This window comes from Brevundimonas sp. (assembly GCF_041648055.1).
GTDB lineage: Bacteria > Pseudomonadota > Alphaproteobacteria > Caulobacterales > Caulobacteraceae > Brevundimonas.
Map to the genome: position 1 here is coordinate 1,012,830 of NZ_JBAZPS010000001.1, position 20,964 is coordinate 1,033,793.

Consider the following 20,964-nt stretch of genomic DNA (forward strand, 5'->3'; position numbering starts at 1 on the left):
TCGAAACGCGGTCGGCCCTACCGACCCCTCATCACAGGAAACGTCCCATGCGCGTCGGTGTCCCCAAGGAAATCAAGAAGAACGAACACCGCATCGGCCTGACGCCGACGGCGGTGCGCGAATACGTCGCCCACGGCCACACGGTCTCGATCGAGACGGGTGCAGGCCTGGGTGCAGGCTTCACCGACGAGGACTACAAGAAGGCCGGGGCCGCCATCGTCGCCGATGCGGCCACCGTCTTCGCAAACAACGACATGATCGTGAAGGTCAAGGAGCCCCAGAAGGTCGAGTGGGAGATGCTCCGTGAGGACCAGATCCTGTTCACCTATCTGCACCTCGCGCCCGATCCCGAGCAGACCAAGGGCCTGCTGGCCTCCAAATGCGCCGCCGTGGCCTATGAGACCGTCACAGATGCCAAGGGCGGCCTGCCGCTGCTGGCTCCCATGTCCGAAGTCGCCGGCCGTATCGCCGTCTTCTCGGCCGCCGAGACCCTGCTGAAGCACAACGGCGGCATGGGGTTGCTGTTCTGCGGCGTTCCGGGCGTAGCCCCGGCGCGGGTGCTGGTACTGGGCGGCGGCGTCGTCGGGCTGAACGCGGCGCGCATGGCCATGGGCCTGGGGGCCGAGGTGGTGGTGCTGGAACGCTCCATCCCGCGCATGGCCTATATCGACGAAGTTACCCAAGGCCGGGTCATCACGCGCTACTCTTCGATCAATGCGATCGACGAGGAGATGGTCAAGGCCGATGTGATCATCGGTGCCGTGCTGGTTCCCGGAGCCTCGGCTCCGAAATTGATCAAGCGCGAAGATCTGAAGGCGATGAAGAACGGCTCGGTTCTGGTCGACGTCGCCATCGACCAGGGCGGCTGTTTCGAAACCAGCCACGCCACCACCCACGAAGACCCGACCTATGAGATCGACGGCGTGGTCCACTACTGCGTGGCCAACATGCCGGGTGCCGCCCCGCGCACCAGTTCCGAAGCCCTGAATAACGCCACCCTGCCGTTCGGCCTGGCCCTGGCCAACAAGGGCCTGGACGCCCTGAAATCGGACCCGCACCTGGCGCGCGGCCTGAACGTTCTAAAGGGCGAGATCACCTATCCCGCCGTGGCCGAGGCCTTGGGCATGAGCTGGAGTGACCCGTACGGGGTCTGGGCGAAGAACTGAGGACAGCTAGATGAGCGCCCCCTCACGGTTTGTGAGGGGGGCTGCTCTACCGCCTGTAATTCTGCTCGCAGTTGCGGCATAAGTCCGCGATGAAGTTTCTCGACCAGGCCAAGATCTACATCCGCTCCGGCAATGGCGGGGCGGGTGCCGTTTCCTTCCGGCGCGAGAAGTTCATTCCCAACGGCGGACCGGACGGGGGTGACGGCGGCAATGGCGGCAATGTCTGGATCACGGCGGCCGACGGGCTGAACACCCTGATCGACTTCCGCTATCAGCAGCATTTCAAGGCCGCGACCGGCACCCACGGCATGGGCCGCCAGATGCACGGGGCCAAGGGCGAGGACGTGATCCTGAAGGTCCCCGTCGGCACCCAGGTGCTGGACGACGACAAGGAGACGGTGCTGCTGGACATGGACGTCGCCGGCAAGACCGAGATGCTGCTGAAGGGTGGCAACGGGGGCTGGGGCAATGTCCGCTTCAAGGGCCCGCAGAACCAGGCCCCCAAATACGCCAACCCCGGCCAGGAAGGTCAGGAACGCTGGATTTGGCTGCGGCTGAAGCTGATCGCGGACGTGGGCCTGGCCGGCCTGCCCAATGCGGGCAAGTCGACCTTTTTGGCGGCGGCCAGCGCGGCCAAGCCCAAGATCGCGGACTATCCCTTCACGACCCTGGTGCCCAATCTGGGCATGGTGGATCTGTCGCCGACCGAGCGGTTCGTCATCGCCGACATCCCCGGCCTGATCGAAGGGGCCAATGAGGGTGCCGGTCTGGGCACGCGCTTCCTGGGCCACGTCGAACGCTCGGCCAGCCTGATCCATCTGATCGACGGGACACAAGAGGATGTAGCCGAGGCCTACCGGATCATCCGTCACGAGCTCGACGCCTATGGCGCAGGCCTGGCCGACAAGACCGAAATTCTGGCCCTGAACAAGATCGATGCCCTGACGCCCGAGGCGCGCGAGAAGAAGGCGGCGGAGCTGGAGGCCATCGCCGGTCGTCGTCCCATGCTGGTCTCCGGCGTGTCGGGCGAAGGTGTGACGGAGCTGCTGCGCGCGGCCTGGAACGAGGTGCGCAAGACACGCGGCGATATCATCATGGTCGATGACGAGGAAACGGTCGCGGATACGCCCGGAGGGTGGGCCCCTTGACCCTTTCCGATCCGCCCATCGCCGCAACCGCCATCGCAGCGGCCAACCGGATCGTGCTGAAGATCGGATCCTCTCTGCTGGTCGATCGCAAGACCAATGCGGTCGATCTGGTCCGGCTGCGCGGGCTCGCCGCCGACATCGCGGGCTTCCAGGCCGAGGGAAAGCAGGTGCTGGTCGTCTCGTCCGGGGCCGTGGCCCTGGGAAGGCGGCGCTTGGGCAATCTGGCGCGCGGCCCCGGCCTGGAAAAGAAGCAGGCCGCCGCCGCAGCGGGGCAGTCGATGCTGATGCATGCCTGGGAATCGGTCTTCGATCCGCATGACATCATCGTCGCCCAGATCCTGCTGACCCGTGACGACACCGAGACGCGGCGCCGCTGGCTCAATGCCCGCGCCACCGTGGGGGCCCTGCTGGACATGGGGGCCGTCCCGATCGTCAACGAGAACGACACCATCGTCACCGACCAGATCAAATACGGCGACAATGACCGGCTGGCCGCCCGCGTGGCCCAGATGATCAGCGCCGACCTGCTGATCCTGCTGTCCGATGTCGATGGCCTTTACACCGCCGATCCGCGCGTCGATCCCCAGGCTGAGCACATCCCCTATATCGAGACCCTGACCCCGGAACTGGAAGCCATGGCCACCGGGGCCAATGCGGACGCCGGTGTCGGGACTGGCGGCATGGCGACCAAGCTGATGGCGGCCCGCATAGCCGCCGAGGCCGGTTGCGCCACACTGATCGCCCAGGGACGGCCCAAGACACGTAGCGCTCCAACGCTTGAAGAGGGTCGCCGCTGCACCCTGATCGCCCCGGCCACCACGGTGAAGGCGGCCTACAAGCAATGGATCGGCGGATCGCTCGCCACGCGCGGGCGACTGACGATCGACAAGGGATGTGCCCGCGCCCTCACTCGCGGCAAGTCTCTGCTGGCCGTCGGGATCACTGCCAGCGAAGGCGATTTCAGCAAGGGCGATCCTGTCGAGATCTTCAACGAGGTGGGCGTGGAGATCGCGCGGGGGCTGGTGCGCTACGACGCCAAGGATGTGGCCAAGATCATCGGCGTCCGCTCCGGTGAACTGAAGGCCGCGCTGGGTTATGCGGGTGGTCCGGTGGTCATTCACGCCGATGATCTGGCTCTGCGAGAGACCGCCGCCCCTTGAAACCCTGCGGTTAGGGCCGACCTTAAAGAGATGATCATGACACAGGACGCCCCCGCCCCGACCGCCGACTCCACTCTATGCAATGACATGACCGCCATGGGCCGGCGTGCCCGCGCGGCGGCTCGCGCCCTGGCCCTCGCCGGGCCCGAAACACGTACGCGAGCCATCGCAGGAATGGCTACAGCTCTTCGGGCCCGGGCAAGTCAGGTCCTGGCCGCCAATGCCGCCGATCTGGACGATGCCCGCGCCAAGGGAATGGCCGGGGCCATGATGGACCGCCTCGCCCTGGATGAGAAACGGCTGGACGGGGTGATCGGCGCGCTGGAATCCATCGCGGCCATCCCCGACCCGGTCGGCGTCGAGACGGCGCGCTGGACGCCCGAGAATGGCCTGGACATCGCCCGTGTCCGCACCCCCATCGGCGTGCTGGCCATCATCTATGAGAGCCGCCCCAACGTCACCGCCGATGCCGCCGCCCTCGCCGTTCGCGCAGGCAATGCGGTGATCCTCCGAGGCGGGTCCGAATGCCTGCGGTCCAATCTGGCGATCCACGCCGCCCTGACCGAGGGACTGGAAAGCGCAGGCCTGTCGCCCGACACCGTCCAGATCGTCACCACGCGCGACCGCGCCGCGGTGGGCCACATCCTGACCGGGCTGGACGGCGCGATCGACCTGCTGATCCCGCGCGGCGGCCGATCGCTGGTGGAGCGTGTGAAAAACGAAGCCCGCGTCGCCGTGCTCGGCCACCTGGAGGGCGTCAATCACGTTTATGTCCACGCCAGTGCCGATGCCGACATGGCCCGCGCCGTGGTTCTGAATGCCAAGATGCGCCGCGTCTCGGTCTGCGGGGCGGCCGAGACCCTGCTGATCGACCAGGCCGCCGCCGACACCCTGCTGCCGCTGATCGCCCGCGACCTGACCGAAGCCGGCTGCGAACTGCGTGCCGACCCCGCCGCCCGCGCCCTGGTCCCCGCTGCGACAGCCGCCAATGACGACGACTGGTCGACGGAATACCTCCAACCCATTCTCGCCGTGAAGGTGGTGGACGGCCTCGACGCCGCCCTTGACCACGTGGCCCGCTATGGCTCGGGCCACACAGAGTCGATCGTCGCTTCCGACGAGGCCGCCATCGAACGCTTTCTGGCCGAGGCCGACGCCGGCATCGTCCTGGCCAATGCCTCGACCCAGTTCGCCGACGGCGGCGAGTTCGGCTTCGGCGGCGAGATCGGCATCTCCACCGACCGCCTGCACGCCCGCGGCCCGGTCGGTGCCGAACAGCTGACCAGCTTCAAATATGTGATCCGGGGTCAGGGTCAGACACGGCCCTGAGGCGCGCAGCCGTCCGGCGACGGACAATCACGCGCGACACGCCGCGATCTGCGTGTTAGGGCGCGAGTGAGCATAAGTCCGCGCGAGCCCTGCCGCCTTGTCCTTCTTTCACGCCGGCCCCGCGCCCCGCACGTCTGGACCCCGCAAGGGTGCCCTGCGCGATGGCCTGACCCTAAGCCCCGGCATGACGGTCGGGCTGTTCGGCGGCTCGTTCAATCCGGCCCATGACGGTCATGCCCATGTCGCCGAAACCGCTATGCGCCGCCTGGGTCTGGACCGGGTCGTCTGGCTGGTCTCACCCCAGAACCCTCTGAAGGACGCCCGCGACAGCGCGCCCCTGACCGAGCGCATGGCCTCGGCCCGTCGGGCGGCGGACGCCGCTGCGCGTGGACCGGTCATGGTCGTGTCGGATGTCGAGACCCGGATGGGCACACAATGGACCATCGATACCCTGAGGGTTTTGGTGGCCCGTTACCCCGGGGTGCATTTCGTCTGGCTGATGGGCTCCGACAATCTGGCCAGTTTCCACCGCTGGCGCGGGTGGACGGATATCATGCGGCTGATGCCCGTGGCTGTCATCGCACGGCCCGGCAGCTTGCTGGACAGCCGTACCGCGCCCGCCGCCGCCCGCTTTGCCGGAGCCCGCATTCCCGCTGCCCGTGCTGGGCTGCTTCCCTTTATGGAAGCCCCCGCCTGGACCTATCTGACCGCACCGCTGAACCCGCGTTCGTCGTCAGCAATTCGGGCCGTAAGGGGCGTGGGTGACGCCGCCCCGCATTCGTGATAGGCTGCCGCTTTAGTAATTCCCCCGGAGCCTTCCGCTGACCCCCTCGACCGCGCACGATGCGCATGATGAAGCCGTTTCGAACACGGCGCACGAAATGGACGCCATTCCGCCCATCCACTCGGAAGACGGCCCCTACGAGAGCGGTTCCCAGGCCCCCCTTCCTGTCGGCTCGACCCCTCTGGAGCAGGCCATTCTGGCCAAGCTGGACGACGACAAGGCCCAGGACATCATCCTGATCGACCTGAAGGGCAAGTCGCCCATGGCCGACAGCATGATCATCGCCTCCGGGCGGTCGCATCGTCACGTCGGGGCCCTGGCCGACCACCTTCAGCGCACGCTGAAGGAAGAAGGTCTGGGCAAGGTCAAGGTTTCTGGTCTGCCGCACTGCGACTGGGTGCTGCTGGATGCGGGCGACGTCATCGTCCACCTGTTCCGGCCCGAGGTTCGCACCTTCTACAACATCGAGAAGATCTGGTCGGTCGACAGCGGCCACCGCGTCGACAGCCGCGACTAGTCCGGCCCGCAGGCGATGAAGCTGGGCGTCATCGCCATCGGCAAGCCGGGGCGTGGGCCCGAAGCGAACCTGGCCGCCGACTATGCCGAACGTACCAGCCTGGCCGGACGCGCGCTGGGCCTGGGTCCGCTCGAGCTCATCGATCTGGAGCCCCGCAAACCCGGCAAGGCCCCGGAGGCCGAGCTGATCCTGAAGGCGGCCGAGGGCGCTCACCTGATCGCCTGCGACGAGCGGGGCCGCACCTATTCCAGCCGCGCCTTTGCCGATCATATCGCCATGTTGCGGGACCGGGGTGAGCGGCGGCTGGTCTTTGCCATCGGCGGGGCGGATGGTCTGGACGACACCGTGCGTCAGGCGGCGTCCTCGACCCTGGCCTTTGGGCCCCAGACCTGGCCGCATGCGCTGGCCCGCGCCATGCTGGCCGAACAGCTGTATCGTGCGGTGACCATTCTGGCCGGTTCGCCCTATCATCGCGACTGATGCGTCGCCTGATCCTGACCCTCTGTGCGCTGGCCGCCGTGGCCGTCCCTGTCGGAGCCTGGGCAATTCAGGAACCCCGTGCAGGGGAGGTCGCCCGCCTTCAGGCCGAATACCGCGACGAACAGGTCCGCGCCCGCCGTCTGAGAGCCCAGGCCACCGAGGCCGCAGCCGAGAGTATCGAACTGGAACGTGAGCTGGCTCGGCTTCGCGCCGTTCTGGGGTCCGAGGACGCCCGTATCGTGGCCCAGCGCGAACGCCTGCGCGCGCTTCAGGCGCGCGAGGCCACGCTGATCGCCGAACTGTCCCGCACCCGTGCCCGCGAAGGTCGCCTGCTTTCCGCGCTGCAGATGATGAGCCGCCGCCCCCCGCCGCCCCTGCTGGTGCCCGCCGATCGCGCGGTCGATACGGTGCGGGCCTCCATCCTGATGCGCACCATCGCGCCGGATCTGCGCAGGGATGCCGAAGCCATCACCGACCGGCGCGAGGAAGTCAGCCGCGTCCGCCGCCTGGCCGCCCTGAACAGTGAAGCCCTTTTCACCGCCGAAAGTGCCCAAGGCAACCGCCGCGCAGAGATCGAAAGCCTGACGACGCGCAAGGCCGCGCTGGGCACCGTCCTGCGGGCCGAAGCCCAGGCTGCAGAACGCGCCGCCAGTGTGCTTCAGGCCCGTCTCCAGGCCCTGGGAGCCTCCATCCCCACGGCCGACGCCACCGCCACGACAACTGTCGCCCGTCTGCCTGCCGGACGCAGCCGCCTGACCGCCCCGATCACTGCGGCACCCTCCCAGCGCTATGGGCGCGGCGCAACCGGCTGGCGCTGGCGAGCCGACGAGGCCGAGGCCAGAGCCCCCGCCAATGCCCGCATCGTCCATGCCGGTCCGCTCAGCGGCTGGGGCGAAGTCGTGATCCTGGACCTGGGTCCCAGCTGGCGCGCCATCGTCTCGGGCATGGACAGCCTGTCGGTCCAGACGGGAGACACCGTCACCGACGGCCAGACCCTTGGCCGAACCGGCCCGGACGGCGAACTGTATTTCGAACTGCGCCGCGACGAACGGCCCATCGATCCGGCCCCGTGGCTGGAGTAGGTTCCAGGTTTCAGGGCTTAGGTTCTAGGGGCGATTGAGCACGGTTTCGAACATCACTTTCTTCACTAGAACCTAGGCCCTAAAGCCTAGACCCTTCCTGATGACGCTGATTTTATCGACAAACTGCGGTTGGCCACGAATAAGTCGCCGATAACTTCCTATCTGAGTGCACTGGCCGGTGTTGCGGCCCGACGGAAAGAGACTTGATGCGTAAGCTGCTTTTGATCGGTGCTGCTGCGGCCACTCTGGTGGGCCTGGGGGCCGCGACCGCTGTGGGCCAGACCCCGCGCAACGAGGCCTTCCGCATGGTGGCCCTGTTCGGCGACGTGCTGGGCATCGTCGAGCAGGCCTATGTCGTACCGGTCGATGACAAGAAGCTGATCGAGGCGGCGCTTCAGGGCATGATGACGTCGCTGGACCCCCACTCCAACTACCTGCCGCCGGACGGCTATGGCGACCTGCAGGAGCGGACGACCGGCCAGTATTCCGGCGTCGGCCTGACCATCCAGGCCGAGGGCGGTTTCGTGAAGATCATCTCGCCGATGGACGGCGGACCCGCTGCGCGCGCGGGCGTGCAGGCGGGCGACGTCATCTCGGTGATCGACGGCCAGAACGCTGCCGGCCTGACCGTGACCCAGGTCTCCGACAAGCTGCGCGGTGCCGCAGGCACCTCCATCAAGGTCACCTTCCTGCGTGACGGCGAAGAGCCGCGCGAAGTGACCCTGACCCGCGAGGTCATCAAGATCGAATCCGTTACGGGCCGGGTCGAGGGCGAGTTCGGCTATCTGCGTGTCTCGACCTTCAACGAGAACACCGGACGCGAACTGGGCGAAACCATCGCCCGGCTGAAGACCGAGAACCCGACCATCAAGGGCTACGTCCTGGACCTGCGGAACAACGGTGGCGGACTGCTGGACGCGGCCATTTCCGTGTCGGACGCCTTCCTCGAACGCGGCGAGATCGTCAGCCAGCGCGGCCGCACCGCCGAACAGATCCAGCGCTACTATGCGTCTCAGGGCGACCTGACCGGCGGCCTGCCCGTCGTGGTGCTGATCAACTATGGCTCCGCCTCCGCTTCCGAGATCGTGGCCGGGGCGCTCAAGGATCACGAGCGGGCGACCGTCATCGGCCTGACCAGCTTCGGCAAGGGGTCGGTCCAGACCGTTATCCCGCTGCGGGGGGGCCGCGACGGGGCCCTGTCGATCACGACGGCCCGCTACTATACGCCGTCCGGCGGCTCCATCCAGAAGATCGGCATCGAGCCCGATCTGGAGGTCTCGCGTTCCATGGCCGAGGCGCGGATCGTCTCGCGCTCCAACTTCATCTATTCCGAGGCTGGATACGCGACCGCTCTGGACGCCTCCATTGGGGCCGAGCGCAAGGGGCCGCACACGCCGGTTGAGGCCCCCGGTGAGGACTGGCCCGAAGAAAAGGACTATCAACTGGAACGCGCCTTCGACGTGTTGCGAGCGGGCGGAAATCTCAGCCAACTGGCGGCTGCGCCCGAAGGCATCGTGGTCACCCCGCCGGGTACGCCGACGGTCGTCATTGCCGAGGCAGAGACGGACGAAGTGCGACCGCGCTTGCCCGCTGATATCATTCAGCAGCCCGAATAGTCGCACGTGCATGCCTAATGCCACGTTAGGCTTTCTTAACCGACAGCGTTCAGTGTGAGGCGTGAAGGGTCCTGCCTGCGCAGGGCCCGCCCTCGAGCCGTTCACACCGCCATGTTCGCCAAGCGCCAGTCCGTCCTCGCCGCCACTGCCGGAGCGCCTCCGGCCCGCAAATCCATGGGCGATGCCTTCGCCCCGGTCATGCGCCAACTGAAGAAGCCGCCCGTCGCTGTGGCCGGTGCGGGCGTCCTGCTACTGGCCGCGGCCGGCCTGTTCATCGCCGTCCTGGGCGACCCCCGCGCCGGCGTGCCCTCGGCCCGCGCCGAACTGGCCCGCACGCCCGTCGTCGAGGCTCCGGCCCCGACCGGGCTGGAGGCCTTTTCCATGGGGGCCTACGGCAGCTATCAGGACCTGGCCGCCGACGGCAGCGTCATCGACCCCGCCCTGTCTGGCGAGGCGGTCATCACCCTGCCCAACGGCGCGACCGTATCCGGCAATGGTGCGCCCGTCACCGCCCCGCGCCTGGCCATCGCCTCCCCCCTGCCCGCCGCGCCCCTGGCGGGTCTGTCGCAGCCGGGCCCGGACGGGCCCCTGCCGGTCATCGCCACCGACGGTCGCGTCCCGGCCCAGGCCTATGCTCGCCCGTTCCGCGCCAACGGCCGTCCACGCGTCGCGCTGGTGGTCGGTGGGCTGGGTCTGAACGCCGTGACGACCCGTGCCGCCATCGAACGCCTGCCCGCCGATGTGACGCTCAGTTTCGTGCCTTATGCCGAGGGTTTGCAGGGCTGGATCGACCTGGCCCGCGCCCACGGTCATGAGGTCATGCTGGAAATGCCGATGGAGCCCACCGGCTATCCCGACAACGACCCCGGCCCCTATACGCTGCTGGCCAGCGGCGACAGCGCCGACATCACCGCCAGGATGAACTGGTTGCTGGGCCGCGCCACCGGCTATTTCGCCGTGACCAACTATATGGGCGACAAGTTCGCGACCTCGGATGGGGCCATGAACGCCTTCCTGGGCGTCCTGCGCCAGCGCGGCGTGGCCTTCCTGGACGATGGCTCCATGAGCCGCCGCCCCGGCGCCTGGGCCCGTGCCAGCGCCAACCGCATCATCGACGAGCAGCAGACCCCCGCCGCCATCGTCGGCCAGCTGAACGCGCTGGAGGCTCTGGCCAAGGCGCGCGGCCAGGCCATGGGCACCGGCTTCAGCTACCCCGTCACGGTCGAAGCCGTCGCCCGCTGGACCTCGGAGCTGGAAGCGCGGGGGCTTCAGCTGGCCCCGGCCTCGGCGATGACGCAAAGGCCGGGGAGATAGGGACTAGGGTCTAGGGAGTAGGGATTAGGGATGGCACGCACTCCGCACCGGCTTTCTTCCCTAGAACCTAATCCCTAGAACCTAAAACCTATGACCGACCTCCCCCACCACCGCCCCAACGTCGGCGTCGTGCTGTTCCACCCGGATGGGCGAGTCTGGTATGGGCGACGGGCAGGACAGGCCGGTCCCTATAATTGGCAGTTCCCGCAAGGCGGCGTCGACGAGGGCGAGGATCCGGAAACCGCCGCACGGCGCGAGTTGGCCGAGGAAACCGGCGTCACCTCGATTGAATACCTGAGCCGAACCGAAGGCTGGATCGCCTATGACTTTCCGTCGGATTTCGAAGGCACCAAGCGCGCGCGCGGCTGGAAGGGTCAGAAGCAGGCCTGGTTCGCTTATCGGTTCACGGGCGACGAGGCCGACATCGATCTAGAACAGCATGACGAGGTCGAGTTCGACGCCTGGCGCTGGGGCCGACTGGCTGAAGCGCCCGACCTGATCGTGCCGTTCAAGCGAAGAGTCTATGAGCAGGTGGTGGCGGCGTTCGCTGAGCTAGCTCGGTAGAGTTCTCCCTCCCCCGAAGTGGGGAGGGACAGATCGCGCAGCGATCAGGGTGGGGCTCATAAGGGCGAGAACTCGGTCTGGCATACCCTACCCTGTCGTCGCTTCACGCCGACATCCCTCCCCATAAAGGGGAGGGAGAAAGGTCAGCCCGCCGCTCCTGTCGGGGCCAGCCGCATCAGCACCAGCCCGGCCACGATCAGACCAGCGGCGGCCACCCGCATCGGATGCACCCCCTCGTTCAGCCAGATGATGCCGACCACGAACGCCCCGACCGCGCCAATGCCGGTCCAGATCGTATAGGCGGTGCCCAGCGGCAGGGTCTTCATCGACACCGACAGCAGGCCGAAGCTGGCCACCATGGCGACCAGGGTCACCAGACTGGGCCCCAGCTTCGTAAATCCCTCGGACTGTTTCATGGAAAACGCCCAGACGATTTCCAGCAGTCCGGCGATGAGCAGATAGATCCAGGCCATGGTCGCGGCCCTCCTTCACAAGGGCCGGGCCGTCCCGGGCTTGTCCCGCGTCGCCAGGATCAGCGCAACGCGAGGCGAGGACGTGGCCTCGTCTTGAAGATCTTATCTGGGACAGCTTGGCGGCGGGTCAAGGCCCACCGTCACCTGATCAGGCCGCGACCACTTCCGAGGCCTGTTCGGCCAGGATGGTCAGGCCGGCGGGCGTGACGTCGGCAAAGCCGCCGTGGACGTCGAATTGGCGGCGCGCGTTCCCGTCAATGACCGTCACCACGCCTTCGCGCAGGGCCGTCATGAAGGGGGCGTGGTCCGCCAGGACGCCGAAGTCGCCTTCAACGCCGGGCGCATCGACCTGATCCACGAGGCCGGAAAAGACCTCGCGCTCAGGCGCCACCAGCGAAAAGTGGAGCTTGCCCGCCATGGATCAGGCCGCCTCGGCAGCCATCTTGGCGGCCTTTTCGACGGCTTCCTCGATGGCACCGACCATGTAGAAGGCGGCTTCCGGCAGGTGGTCGTATTCACCGGCCACGATGCCCTTGAACGAGCGGATGGTGTCGGCCAGTTCGACGAACTTGCCGGGCGAGTTGGTGAACTGTTCGGCCACGAAGAAGGGCTGCGACAGGAAGCGGCTGATCTTGCGAGCGCGCGAGACGATCAGCTTGTCGTCTTCCGACAGTTCGTCCATGCCCAGAATGGCGATGATGTCCTTCAGGCCCTTGTAGGACTGAAGCACTTCCTGGACCGAGCGGGCGACGTTGTAGTGTTCTTCGCCGATGACCAGCGGGTCCATGATCCGCGAGGTGGAGTCCAGCGGGTCCACGGCGGGGAAGATGGCCTGGGCGGCGATGTCGCGGTTCAGAACGGTCTTGGCGTCTAGGTGGGCGAACGAAGCGGCGGGCGCCGGGTCGGTCAGGTCGTCGGCGGGGACGTAGATGGCCTGGATCGAGGTGATCGAGCCCTTCTTGGTCGAGGTGATGCGCTCCTGCAGATTGCCCATCTCGGTGGCCAGCGTCGGCTGATAGCCCACGGCCGAGGGGATGCGGCCCAGCAGAGCCGACATTTCCGAACCAGCCTGGGTGAAGCGGAAGATGTTGTCGACGAACAGCAGGACGTCCTTGCCCTCTTCGTCGCGGAAATATTCGGCCTGGGCCAGGCCGGTCAGGGCGACGCGGGCGCGGGCGCCGGGAGGCTCGTTCATCTGGCCGTAGACCAGGGCGCATTTGGAGCCCTCGGTCGAACCGCCGTTCTTGGCCGGGTCCACGTTCACATTGGACTCGATCATCTCGTGATACAGGTCGTTGCCCTCGCGGGTGCGTTCACCCACGCCGGCCAGCACCGAATAGCCGCCGTAGGCCTTGGCGATGTTGTTGATCAGCTCCTGCATGGTCACGGTCTTGCCCACGCCAGCGCCGCCGAACAGGCCGGTCTTGCCGCCCTTGGTGTAGGGGCACATCAGGTCGATGACCTTGATGCCCGTGACCAGGATTTCCGACGAGGTCGACTGCTCTTCGAACGAAGGCGCCTCGCGGTGGATCGGGCGGTACATGGTGGTCTTGATCGGGCCCTGTTCGTCGATCGGCGCGCCGACGACGTTCATGATGCGGCCCAGGGTGCCGGGGCCGACAGGGGCCTGGATGGAGCCGCCGGTGTCGGTCACGGCCTGGCCGCGGGTCAGGCCCTCGGTCGTGTCCATGGCGATGGTGCGGACCATGTTCTCACCCAGGTGCTGGGCGACTTCCAGAACCAGGGTGAAGGGCTCGCCCGTCTTCTGGTCGACGTTCTGGGTGTGCAGGGCGTTCAGGATGGCGGGCAGGTCGCCGGTGAACTCGACGTCCACCACGGCGCCGATGACCTGGGCGATCTTGCCCACGCCCGTGCCTTCGATCACGACGGTGTTGCCCGTCGCGGCAGTGGCGGCGGGGGCCTTGGGCGCGGCCGGCTTCTTGGCGGCGGGCTTCTTCGGGGCGGGGGTCTTGGCGATGGTGTCGGTCATGGCAGGGTTCCGGTTCGGAATAACGTCTATGTCAGCGGGATCGGGATCAGAGGGCTTCGGCGCCGGCGATGATCTCGATCAGTTCAGTGGTGATCTGGGCCTGGCGCTTGCGGTTGTACTGCAGGGTCAGGGCATTGATGAGGTCGCCCGCATTGCGCGTGGCATTGTCCATCGCCGCCATCTGCGAGCCGAAGAAGCCCGCCTGGTTCTCGTACAGCGCAGCCAGCACCTGGGTGGTCAGGTTGCGCGGCAGCAGGGTCTCGAGGATTTCCTCTTCCGAGGGCTCGTATTCATAGACCGCACCGTTCAGGTCGATGGGGGCGGCGTCGCCTTCCACAACGGCGGGGATCAGTTGTTTGGCGGTCGGCACCTGGGCAATCACCGACTGGAAGCGGCTGTAGAACAGGGTGACCACATCGGTCTCGCCGTTCTCGAAGCTGTCGGCAATGAACTGGGCCACCGGCTGGGCGGCGGCCATACCCAGCACCTTGTGCTCGCTCAGCTCGAAAGTACGCACCACCTTGTCGCCGAACATTCGGGTCAGCTGGTCGCGCGACTTCTTGCCGACGGCGACGATGCGAACATCCTTGCCCGAGGCGATCAGGCTGCGGATGCGCTCGCGCGCGGCCCGGATGATGTTGGTCGAGAAACCACCCGCCAGACCCTTGTCCGCCGAGGCGACGACGACGAGGTGGCGCTGATCGCCACCCGTGCCCGCCAGCAGCCTGGGCGCATCAGCCCCCGAGACACCGGCCGCCAGATTGGCGATGACCGAGGCCATCTTGGTGGCATAGGGCCGGGCGTTCTCGGCCTGGTCCTGGGCGCGTTTCAGCTTGGCCGCGGCGACCATCTGCATGGCTTTCGTGATCTTTTGCGTCGCTTTGACGCTTCCGATCCGATCGCGCATTTCCTTGAGGCTGGCCATCCGGCGCTACTCTCTCGCTTTCCGGGTCAGTATCAGGCGAAGGTCTTGGCGAAGGCTTCGATGGCGGCCTTCAGCTCGGCTTCCAGGTCCTTGGACAGGGCCTTGGTCGTCTTGATGCTGTTCAGGATGCCGGCGTGGTTCGAATGCATCCGGGCGAGCAGTTCGCTCTCGAAGCGGGCGATGTCGGCCACGGCGATGTTGTCCAGATAACCGCGCGTCCCGGCATAGACCGAAACGACCTGCTCCTCGACCGTCAGCGGTGAATACTGGGGCTGCTTCAGCAGCTCCGTGAGGCGGGCACCGCGGGCCAGCAGGCGCTGGGTCGAGACGTCCAGATCCGAGCCGAACTTGGCGAAGGCGGCCATTTCCCGATACTGGGCCAGCTCGCCCTTGATCGAACCGGCAACCTGTTTCATCGCCTTGATCTGGGCCGAGGAGCCCACGCGCGACACCGAGATGCCGACGTTCACGGCCGGACGGATGCCCTGGTAGAACAGGTCGGATTCCAGGAAGATCTGGCCGTCGGTGATCGAGATCACGTTCGTCGGAATATAGGCCGAGACGTCGTTGGCCTGGGTCTCGATCAGCGGCAGGGCCGTCATCGAGCCCGAGCCATTGTCCTCGTTCAGCTTGGCCGAACGCTCCAGCAGGCGGCTGTGCAGATAGAAGACGTCGCCCGGATAGGCTTCGCGGCCCGGCGGACGACGCAGCAGCAGGGACATCTGGCGATAAGCCACGGCCTGCTTGGACAGGTCATCGTACACGATCAGGGCGTGCATGCCGTTGTCGCGGAAGAACTCACCCATGGCCGTGCCCGAGAACGGGGCCAGGAACTGCAGGGGAGCAGGCTCGGATGCCGTGGCGGCCACGACGATGGTGTATTCCAGCGCGCCGCGCTCTTCCAGCGTCTTGACGATCTGGGCCACGGTCGAGCGCTTCTGCCCGATCGCGACATAGATGCAGTACAGCTTGTCGCCTTCGGACGCGCCTTCGACGTTGATCGACTTCTGGTTCAGGATGGTGTCGATCGCTACGGCGGTCTTGCCGACCTGACGGTCACCGATGATCAGCTCGCGCTGGCCACGGCCGACAGGGATCAGGGTGTCGATGGCCTTCAGGCCGGTCTGCATCGGCTCATGCACCGACTTGCGCGGGATGATGCCGGGCGCCTTGACGTCCACGCGGCGGCGCTCGGTGAATTGGATCGGGCCCTTGCCGTCGATCGGCTCGCCCAGCGGGTTGACGACGCGGCCCAGCAGACCCTTGCCGACCGGAACGTCCACGATCTCGCCCAGACGGCGGACCTCGTCGCCCTCGGCGATCTGGTTGTCCTGGCCGAAGATCACGGCGCCGACGTTGTCGCGTTCCAGGTTCAGAGCCATGCCCTTCACGCCGGCCTTGGGGAATTCGATCATTTCGCCGGCCTGGACATTGTCCAGACCATGGATGCGGGCGATGCCGTCGCCGACCGACAGCACCTGGCCGACGTCGGACACGTCCGCTTCGACGCCGAAGTTGGCGATCTGGGACTTGAGGATGGCCGAAATCTCGGCGGCGCGGATGTCCATGGTCAGGCTCTCTGGCTTTCGTCGTTCTTGGGCGTCGGCACCGGGCCGACGGTCAATCGGTGTGTATCAGGCCCTTTTGAGGGCAAATTTCATCTGGTCGAGCTTGGTCTTCAGCGAGGCATCGAACAGTTTCGAGCCGACCTTGACCTTCAGGCCACCCAGGATCGACGGATCGACACGGGCGGTCATTTCGGCGTCCTTGCCCAGGGCGGTGCGCAGGGCAGTCTGGATGGACTTGGTCTGCGCGGCCGTCAGGGCCCGGGCCGAGACAATCTCGGCGGCGACCAGTCCGGTCTTCTTGGCATACAGCGCCTCATAACCGGCGATGACGCCGGTCAGGTCGCCCGAGCGACCATTCTGGGCCAGCAGGCCAAGGAAGTTGCGGGTCGTCTTGTGGAACTTCGCCTTCTCGGCGATGGCGACCAGACCTTTTTGCTGATCTTCGTCGGAAATCACCGGCGAGGTCGCCAGGCGGCGCAGGTCCGCGCTCTCGTGCCAGGCGGCGCGCAGCGACTTCAGGTCGGCGCGCACGGCGTCGATTGCACCGGTTTCGTCGGCGAGGTCGAACAGCGCCTGGGCATAGCGCTCTGCGACTTCTGTCGTCCTGAATTCGTCAGCCAAGGGTCTTGTCCGTCCGGATAAGCATGTTGTGTCACGATCGACCACGACGTTCGCGTCGATCAAGGGCTTGATATACTTATGGAAAGCACGACTAGAGCCGTTTCGTGAGAAACGCCTCCTGCAAGCCGGGCGCCTGATAGCATGGGCTTTTCACTCCCGCAACCGAGACGCCCCGCCGCATACCTTCCAACCACAGACGCATTGCCGCACCTGCAACCACGACTGTATGAAGGGCATTCAGGGTCGCGGCTTTACGACGGCCCCTCTCAGGAATCACAGCCCCAATGTTTGACAGCATTACCCCCCTGCTCACCGACCCCGCGGCCTGGGCCGCGCTCGTCACCCTGATCGTGATGGAAGTCGTGCTGGGCATCGACAACCTGATCTTCATCTCGATTCTCTCGAACAAGCTGCCGCCGGAGCACCGCTCACGCGTTCGCCGCATCGGTATCTCCCTGGCCCTGGTCATGCGCCTGGCCCTGCTGTCGACCATCGCCTGGATCGTGACCCTGACCCAGCCGGTCTTCTCGGTCATGGGCAATGAGTTTTCGTGGAAGGACATGATCCTGATCGTCGGCGGCCTGTTCCTGGTCTGGAAGGCCACCAAGGAAATCCACCACTCGGTCGATCCGACCCCCAGCCACGACCTGCTCGACAAGAGCAAGGGTGGCAAGGCCGACGTCGTGATCAACAACGCCGGGGCCGCGATCTTCCAGATCATCCTGATCGACCTGGTCTTCTCGATCGACAGCATCCTGACCGCTGTCGGCATGACCGAGCACCTGCCGATCATGGTCGTCGCCGTTCTGGTGGCCATCACCGTCATGCTTCTGGCCGCCGACCCGCTTGGTGATTTCATCGACAAGAACCCCACCGTGGTGATGCTGGCCCTGGGCTTCCTGCTGATGATCGGCATGGTCCTGATCGCCGACGGCTTCGGCTATCATGTGCCCAAGGGCTACATCTACGCCGCCATGGCCTTCTCGGCCGGCGTCGAGGCGCTGAACATGCTGAGCCGAAGGTCCGCGACCAAGAAGCAGAAGGCCGAACGCGCCCGCGCGGAGGCCAATGCCGCCGAGTCTCGTGCCCAGGCCGCAGAGGCCGAAGCCGCCGCCGACCCGACCCACTGAACATGTCGCTCAGAGCCCTTCTCGCCGTCGGCGCGCTCCTGGTCGGAGCCCCGGCGGCGAGTTGGGCCCAGACCGAACCTGACCTGCCGCCCGTTCAGGGCTATGAGATCGTCGCCATCTACCCTCACGACCCGACGGCCTTCACCCAAGGTCTGATCGTGCATGACGACGTGCTGATCGAGACGACCGGGCGGTTCCCCTCGACGATCAGACGCGTGCGAATCGAGAACGGTGCCGTGCTGCAAAGGCACGACCTCGACCTGGCCTATTTCGGTGAGGGCGTCACCGAGATCGGCGGCAGATTGTTCAGCCTGACCTGGCAGAACGGCACCGGCTTCATCTGGAATGCCGATGACCTCACGCCCTTGGGGCAGTTCGCCTATCCGGGTGAAGGCTGGGGTCTGACCGACGATGAGGAACGCTTGATCATGTCGGACGGGACGCCGGTGATCCGCTTCCTCGATCCGGACACCTTTGCTGAAACGCACCGGATCACCGTGACCTATGGCGGGCGTCCCGTTTCACGTCTGAACGAACTGGAATGGATCGACGGCCAGATCGTCGCCAACCTGTGGCAGCAGGACTTGCTGGTGAAGATTGATCCGGTTTCAGGCTGGGTCGTAGGCGTGATCGATCTGACGGAAATCCATCCTTCCCGTGAAAGGGTCAGCCCTTCCGACGATGTGCTGAACGGCATCGCCTGGGACCCCGCCAAACGACGCCTGTTCGTCACCGGCAAGAACTGGCCCAAGTTGTTCGAAATCCGCCTGACCGCTCCCGAACCGCCGGGCTGACGCTACAGGAAGCTGTAGGGGTCCACATCGACCGACAGCCGCACCGAGCCCGGCACCTTCACCCGCGCCAGCCAGGCGCGCAGGAAACCTTGGAGATCGACGTCCCGGTCGGCCCGGACCAGCAGTCTCTTGCGACGTCGGCCCCGGACAAGGGCGAGCGGCGCGTCGGCGGGGCCATAGACCTCCAGACGTTCGGCATTGGGAATGTTTTCGGCGAGGTCGCGGGCGACCTTCTCGACCGCCTGCGGGTTCTCGCTGGACAGGATGATCGCGGCCAGCCGGCCATAGGGGGGCAGCGATCCGGCCTCACGCTCGGCCAGCTCCGCCTCGACGAAGGCGTCGCGGTCGCCAGCCGCAAGCGCCATCAGCACCGGATGCTCGGGCGTCCATGTCTGAAGCAAAGCCCGGCCCGGCTTGTCGGCTCGCCCGGCCCGGCCCGTCGCCTGGCTGAGCAGCTGGAAGGTCCGCTCCGCCGCGCGCAGGTCGCCGCCGCGCAGGCCCAGGTCGGCGTCCACCACCCCGACCAGGGTTAGATTGGGGAAGTTGTGCCCCTTGGCCGCGGCTTGCGTGGCCACCAGAATGTCGATCTGGCCGTCCTGCATGGCCTGGATCAGGGCACGCGCTGACCGAGCATCCGGCGTGGTGTCCGAACTGAACACCGCCGTGCGCGCCTCTGGAAACAGCTGGCGCACCTCTTCCTCGACCCGCTCGACACCGGGCCCGACCGAGACCAGCGAATCCTCCGCTCCGCACGATGGACAGGCCTTGGGCCGCATCATCGAAAAGCCGGTCAGGTGACAGACCAGACGCCCGGTATAGCGATGCTCGACCAGCCAGCTGTCGGTGTCCGGTGCCGTCATCCGGTGGCCGCAGACCCGGCACAGCACCACAGGCGCATAGCCCCGCCGGTTCAGGAACAGCAGGCTCTGCTCGCCCCGCGCAAAGGTCTCGCCGATGGCCTCGCGCAAGGGCTGGGACAGCCAGGTCTGGGGGTCCGGCGGTGTCTGCCGCAGGTCCAGCAGGGCGATATCGGGTAGCATCGCCGACCCGTGCCGCCGCTCCAGCCTCAGCCAGCCGTACCGCCCTTGCCGCGCATTCCACAGCGTCTCCAGCGACGGCGTCGCCGAGGCCAGCACCACCGTCGCCCCCTCGATCCGCGCCCGCGCCACGGCCAGGTCGCGGCCGTGATAGATCAGGCCCTCGTCCTGCTTGAAAGAGCCGTCGTGCTCCTCGTCAACGACCAGCAGTCGCAGATTGACGAAGGGCAGGAACAGGGCCGACCGCGCGCCCACCACGATGTTGCAGCGCCCCGCCACCACCGCCTCCCAGACCTGGCGCCGACGCGGCGGTGCCACCCCGGAATGCCATTCGGCGGGCGCGGTGCCGAACCGGGCCGTGATCCGCTCGATCAGGGCCTGGGTCAGGGCGATCTCGGGCAGCAGGATCAGGATCTGGGCCGTCGGATCGGCCTTCAGCGCCTGCGCCGCCGCCTCCAGATAGGCCTCGGTCTTGCCTGAGCCGGTGATGCCGTCCAGCAGGAAGGGCGCGAACCCGCCGCGCGTCACCGCCCTTGCGATGGCCTCGGCTGCCGCCGCCTGATCAGCATTCAGATCGGCAGGCGCATGGTCGGGGTCGGGCGCATCGAAGGCGGCAAGAGCCTCGATCTCGACGATCTCCAGCACGCCTTCGTCGACCAGGCCCTTCACAACGCCCGAGGACACGCCGGCCGCCCGAGCCAGATCAGCTCCCGGCATAGCCCGCTGGCCCAGCGCCTCCAGCACCGCCGTCCGCGCCGCCGTCGGGCGCACAGGGACAGCCTCACCGACACGCCGCACCCGCCGCTCGGGCCGGGGACGGGGGGCCCGCAGCCCTTTCAGCGCCGTCGCCGCCATCTCGCCCGGCGCGCTCAGCGTCCAGCGCCCGGCCCATTCGACGAAGTCCACCGTGCGTTCGGGCAGGCGCGGATCATCCATCAGATGATCAATCGCCTTCAGCCGCCGGTTCGACCCGGTCGTCTCGCGCGCCTCGACCACGATGCCCCGCATCAGCCGCGGCCCCAGCGGCACCGCAACCTGATCGCCGCGCACGACCTCGATGCCCTCCGGCACCTCGTAATCGAAAGCCTCGGGTACCGGCAGGGGAATGAGGACGGAGGCGACGCGCATGGCAATCACCTCCCCATCGCAGATGGGAAGGGGGACCGCGCGAAGCGTGGTGGAGGGGGCGACTCCCGCCTACAGAGATTGGCGGACCAGCAGCTAACACCAGCGCCGCCCCCTCCGTCACGGCGCGAAGACGCGCCG

Annotated in this window: 20 protein-coding genes; 13 read left to right on the forward strand and 7 right to left on the reverse strand. The window is 66.7% G+C overall.

Features of this window, described 5'->3' with window-relative positions; genetic code table 11:
• The first annotated feature begins 47 nt into the window (after positions 1-47).
• From ald to WC585_RS05075, 11 genes are all read left to right on the forward strand, one after another.
• Entirely contained in the window at positions 48-1,166 is a 1,119-nt protein-coding gene (gene ald / locus WC585_RS05025) for an alanine dehydrogenase (protein WP_373256462.1), read from the forward strand.
• A gap of 89 nt (positions 1,167-1,255) precedes the next feature.
• A complete protein-coding gene (gene obgE / locus WC585_RS05030) occupies positions 1,256-2,314 on the forward strand; it encodes a GTPase ObgE (protein WP_373256463.1) in 1,059 nt (352 codons plus the stop codon).
• Positions 2,311-3,474, forward strand: coding sequence for a glutamate 5-kinase (gene proB, locus WC585_RS05035; RefSeq protein WP_373256464.1), 1,164 nt, complete (start codon positions 2,311-2,313; stop codon positions 3,472-3,474). Before obgE ends, proB begins: the two co-directional genes overlap by 4 nt.
• Before the next feature lie 36 nt (positions 3,475-3,510).
• The gene (locus WC585_RS05040) at positions 3,511-4,803 is read left to right on the forward strand and encodes a glutamate-5-semialdehyde dehydrogenase (protein ID WP_373256465.1); all 1,293 of its coding nucleotides are present in this window, start codon (positions 3,511-3,513) and stop codon (positions 4,801-4,803) included.
• 97 nt (positions 4,804-4,900) lie between these two features.
• A complete protein-coding gene (locus tag WC585_RS05045) occupies positions 4,901-5,587 on the forward strand; it encodes a nicotinate-nucleotide adenylyltransferase (RefSeq protein ID WP_373256466.1) in 687 nt (228 codons plus the stop codon).
• 97 nt (positions 5,588-5,684) lie between these two features.
• Positions 5,685-6,104 (forward strand): ribosome silencing factor, encoded by a 420-nt coding sequence (gene rsfS, locus WC585_RS05050; RefSeq protein WP_373256467.1) that lies wholly within the window; start codon positions 5,685-5,687, stop codon positions 6,102-6,104.
• 15 nt (positions 6,105-6,119) lie between these two features.
• Positions 6,120-6,584 carry a 23S rRNA (pseudouridine(1915)-N(3))-methyltransferase RlmH gene (gene rlmH / locus WC585_RS05055; protein WP_373256468.1) on the forward strand — a complete coding sequence of 155 codons (465 nt, stop codon included), beginning with the start codon at positions 6,120-6,122 and terminating at the stop codon, positions 6,582-6,584.
• Positions 6,584-7,666 (forward strand): murein hydrolase activator EnvC, encoded by a 1,083-nt coding sequence (locus WC585_RS05060; RefSeq protein WP_373256470.1) that lies wholly within the window; start codon positions 6,584-6,586, stop codon positions 7,664-7,666. The genes rlmH and WC585_RS05060 overlap by 1 nt, the downstream gene beginning before the upstream one ends.
• Positions 7,667-7,872: 206 nt before the next feature.
• Positions 7,873-9,282 (forward strand): S41 family peptidase, encoded by a 1,410-nt coding sequence (locus tag WC585_RS05065; protein WP_373256471.1) that lies wholly within the window; start codon positions 7,873-7,875, stop codon positions 9,280-9,282.
• A 111-nt stretch (positions 9,283-9,393) separates the two neighbouring features.
• A complete protein-coding gene (locus WC585_RS05070; protein WP_373256472.1) occupies positions 9,394-10,596 on the forward strand; it encodes a divergent polysaccharide deacetylase family protein in 1,203 nt (400 codons plus the stop codon).
• Between the two features lie 90 nt (positions 10,597-10,686).
• Complete coding sequence (locus WC585_RS05075; protein ID WP_373256473.1) at positions 10,687-11,160, forward strand: RNA pyrophosphohydrolase; 474 nt, start codon at positions 10,687-10,689, stop codon at positions 11,158-11,160.
• A gap of 143 nt (positions 11,161-11,303) precedes the next feature.
• On the opposite strand, the gene WC585_RS05080 is transcribed toward WC585_RS05075, so the two are convergent.
• The 6 genes from WC585_RS05080 to WC585_RS05105 form a co-directional block, all read right to left on the reverse strand.
• Positions 11,304-11,633, reverse strand: a complete 330-nt coding sequence (locus tag WC585_RS05080; RefSeq protein WP_373256474.1) for a multidrug efflux SMR transporter — start codon at positions 11,631-11,633, stop codon at positions 11,304-11,306.
• A 148-nt stretch (positions 11,634-11,781) separates the two neighbouring features.
• Positions 11,782-12,051, reverse strand: coding sequence for an ATP synthase F1 subunit epsilon (locus WC585_RS05085; protein ID WP_373256475.1), 270 nt, complete (start codon positions 12,049-12,051; stop codon positions 11,782-11,784).
• A 3-nt stretch (positions 12,052-12,054) separates the two neighbouring features.
• Positions 12,055-13,623, reverse strand: a complete 1,569-nt coding sequence (gene atpD, locus WC585_RS05090) for a F0F1 ATP synthase subunit beta (RefSeq protein ID WP_373256476.1) — start codon at positions 13,621-13,623, stop codon at positions 12,055-12,057.
• Between the two features lie 46 nt (positions 13,624-13,669).
• The gene (locus tag WC585_RS05095; protein WP_373256477.1) at positions 13,670-14,548 is read right to left on the reverse strand and encodes a F0F1 ATP synthase subunit gamma; all 879 of its coding nucleotides are present in this window, start codon (positions 14,546-14,548) and stop codon (positions 13,670-13,672) included.
• A gap of 32 nt (positions 14,549-14,580) precedes the next feature.
• Entirely contained in the window at positions 14,581-16,116 is a 1,536-nt protein-coding gene (atpA, locus tag WC585_RS05100; RefSeq protein ID WP_373256479.1) for a F0F1 ATP synthase subunit alpha, read from the reverse strand.
• A gap of 66 nt (positions 16,117-16,182) precedes the next feature.
• The gene (locus WC585_RS05105; protein ID WP_373256480.1) at positions 16,183-16,737 is read right to left on the reverse strand and encodes a F0F1 ATP synthase subunit delta; all 555 of its coding nucleotides are present in this window, start codon (positions 16,735-16,737) and stop codon (positions 16,183-16,185) included.
• A 284-nt stretch (positions 16,738-17,021) separates the two neighbouring features.
• Here WC585_RS05105 and WC585_RS05110 point away from each other — a divergent pair, with 284 nt between their 5' ends.
• Positions 17,022-17,867 carry a TerC family protein gene (locus WC585_RS05110; RefSeq protein ID WP_373256481.1) on the forward strand — a complete coding sequence of 282 codons (846 nt, stop codon included), beginning with the start codon at positions 17,022-17,024 and terminating at the stop codon, positions 17,865-17,867.
• Positions 17,868-17,869: 2 nt separating this feature from the next.
• Complete coding sequence (locus WC585_RS05115) at positions 17,870-18,661, forward strand: glutaminyl-peptide cyclotransferase (protein WP_373256482.1); 792 nt, start codon at positions 17,870-17,872, stop codon at positions 18,659-18,661.
• A 2-nt stretch (positions 18,662-18,663) separates the two neighbouring features.
• Here the strand turns inward: WC585_RS05115 and WC585_RS05120 are convergent, their stop codons facing one another.
• On the reverse strand, positions 18,664-20,826 hold the full coding sequence (locus tag WC585_RS05120; RefSeq protein WP_373256483.1) for a primosomal protein N': 2,163 nt from the start codon (positions 20,824-20,826) through the stop codon (positions 18,664-18,666).
• Positions 20,827-20,964: the final 138 nt, after the last annotated feature.

Coding starts and splice junctions, on each gene's coding strand:
- ald (WP_373256462.1), top strand. CDS start 48: ATGCGCGTCGGTGTCCCCAAGGAAATCAAGAAGAACGAACACCGCATC.
- obgE (WP_373256463.1), top strand. CDS start 1,256: ATGAAGTTTCTCGACCAGGCCAAGATCTACATCCGCTCCGGCAATGGC.
- WC585_RS05040 (WP_373256465.1), top strand. CDS start 3,511: ATGACACAGGACGCCCCCGCCCCGACCGCCGACTCCACTCTATGCAAT.
- rsfS (WP_373256467.1), top strand. CDS start 5,685: ATGGACGCCATTCCGCCCATCCACTCGGAAGACGGCCCCTACGAGAGC.
- rlmH (WP_373256468.1), top strand. CDS start 6,120: ATGAAGCTGGGCGTCATCGCCATCGGCAAGCCGGGGCGTGGGCCCGAA.
- WC585_RS05060 (WP_373256470.1), top strand. CDS start 6,584: ATGCGTCGCCTGATCCTGACCCTCTGTGCGCTGGCCGCCGTGGCCGTC.
- WC585_RS05065 (WP_373256471.1), top strand. CDS start 7,873: ATGCGTAAGCTGCTTTTGATCGGTGCTGCTGCGGCCACTCTGGTGGGC.
- WC585_RS05070 (WP_373256472.1), top strand. CDS start 9,394: ATGTTCGCCAAGCGCCAGTCCGTCCTCGCCGCCACTGCCGGAGCGCCT.
- WC585_RS05075 (WP_373256473.1), top strand. CDS start 10,687: ATGACCGACCTCCCCCACCACCGCCCCAACGTCGGCGTCGTGCTGTTC.
- WC585_RS05080 (WP_373256474.1), bottom strand. CDS start 11,633: ATGGCCTGGATCTATCTGCTCATCGCCGGACTGCTGGAAATCGTCTGG.
- WC585_RS05085 (WP_373256475.1), bottom strand. CDS start 12,051: ATGGCGGGCAAGCTCCACTTTTCGCTGGTGGCGCCTGAGCGCGAGGTC.
- atpD (WP_373256476.1), bottom strand. CDS start 13,623: ATGACCGACACCATCGCCAAGACCCCCGCCCCGAAGAAGCCCGCCGCC.
- WC585_RS05095 (WP_373256477.1), bottom strand. CDS start 14,548: ATGGCCAGCCTCAAGGAAATGCGCGATCGGATCGGAAGCGTCAAAGCG.
- atpA (WP_373256479.1), bottom strand. CDS start 16,116: ATGGACATCCGCGCCGCCGAGATTTCGGCCATCCTCAAGTCCCAGATC.
- WC585_RS05110 (WP_373256481.1), top strand. CDS start 17,022: ATGTTTGACAGCATTACCCCCCTGCTCACCGACCCCGCGGCCTGGGCC.
- WC585_RS05115 (WP_373256482.1), top strand. CDS start 17,870: ATGTCGCTCAGAGCCCTTCTCGCCGTCGGCGCGCTCCTGGTCGGAGCC.
- WC585_RS05120 (WP_373256483.1), bottom strand. CDS start 20,826: ATGCGCGTCGCCTCCGTCCTCATTCCCCTGCCGGTACCCGAGGCTTTC.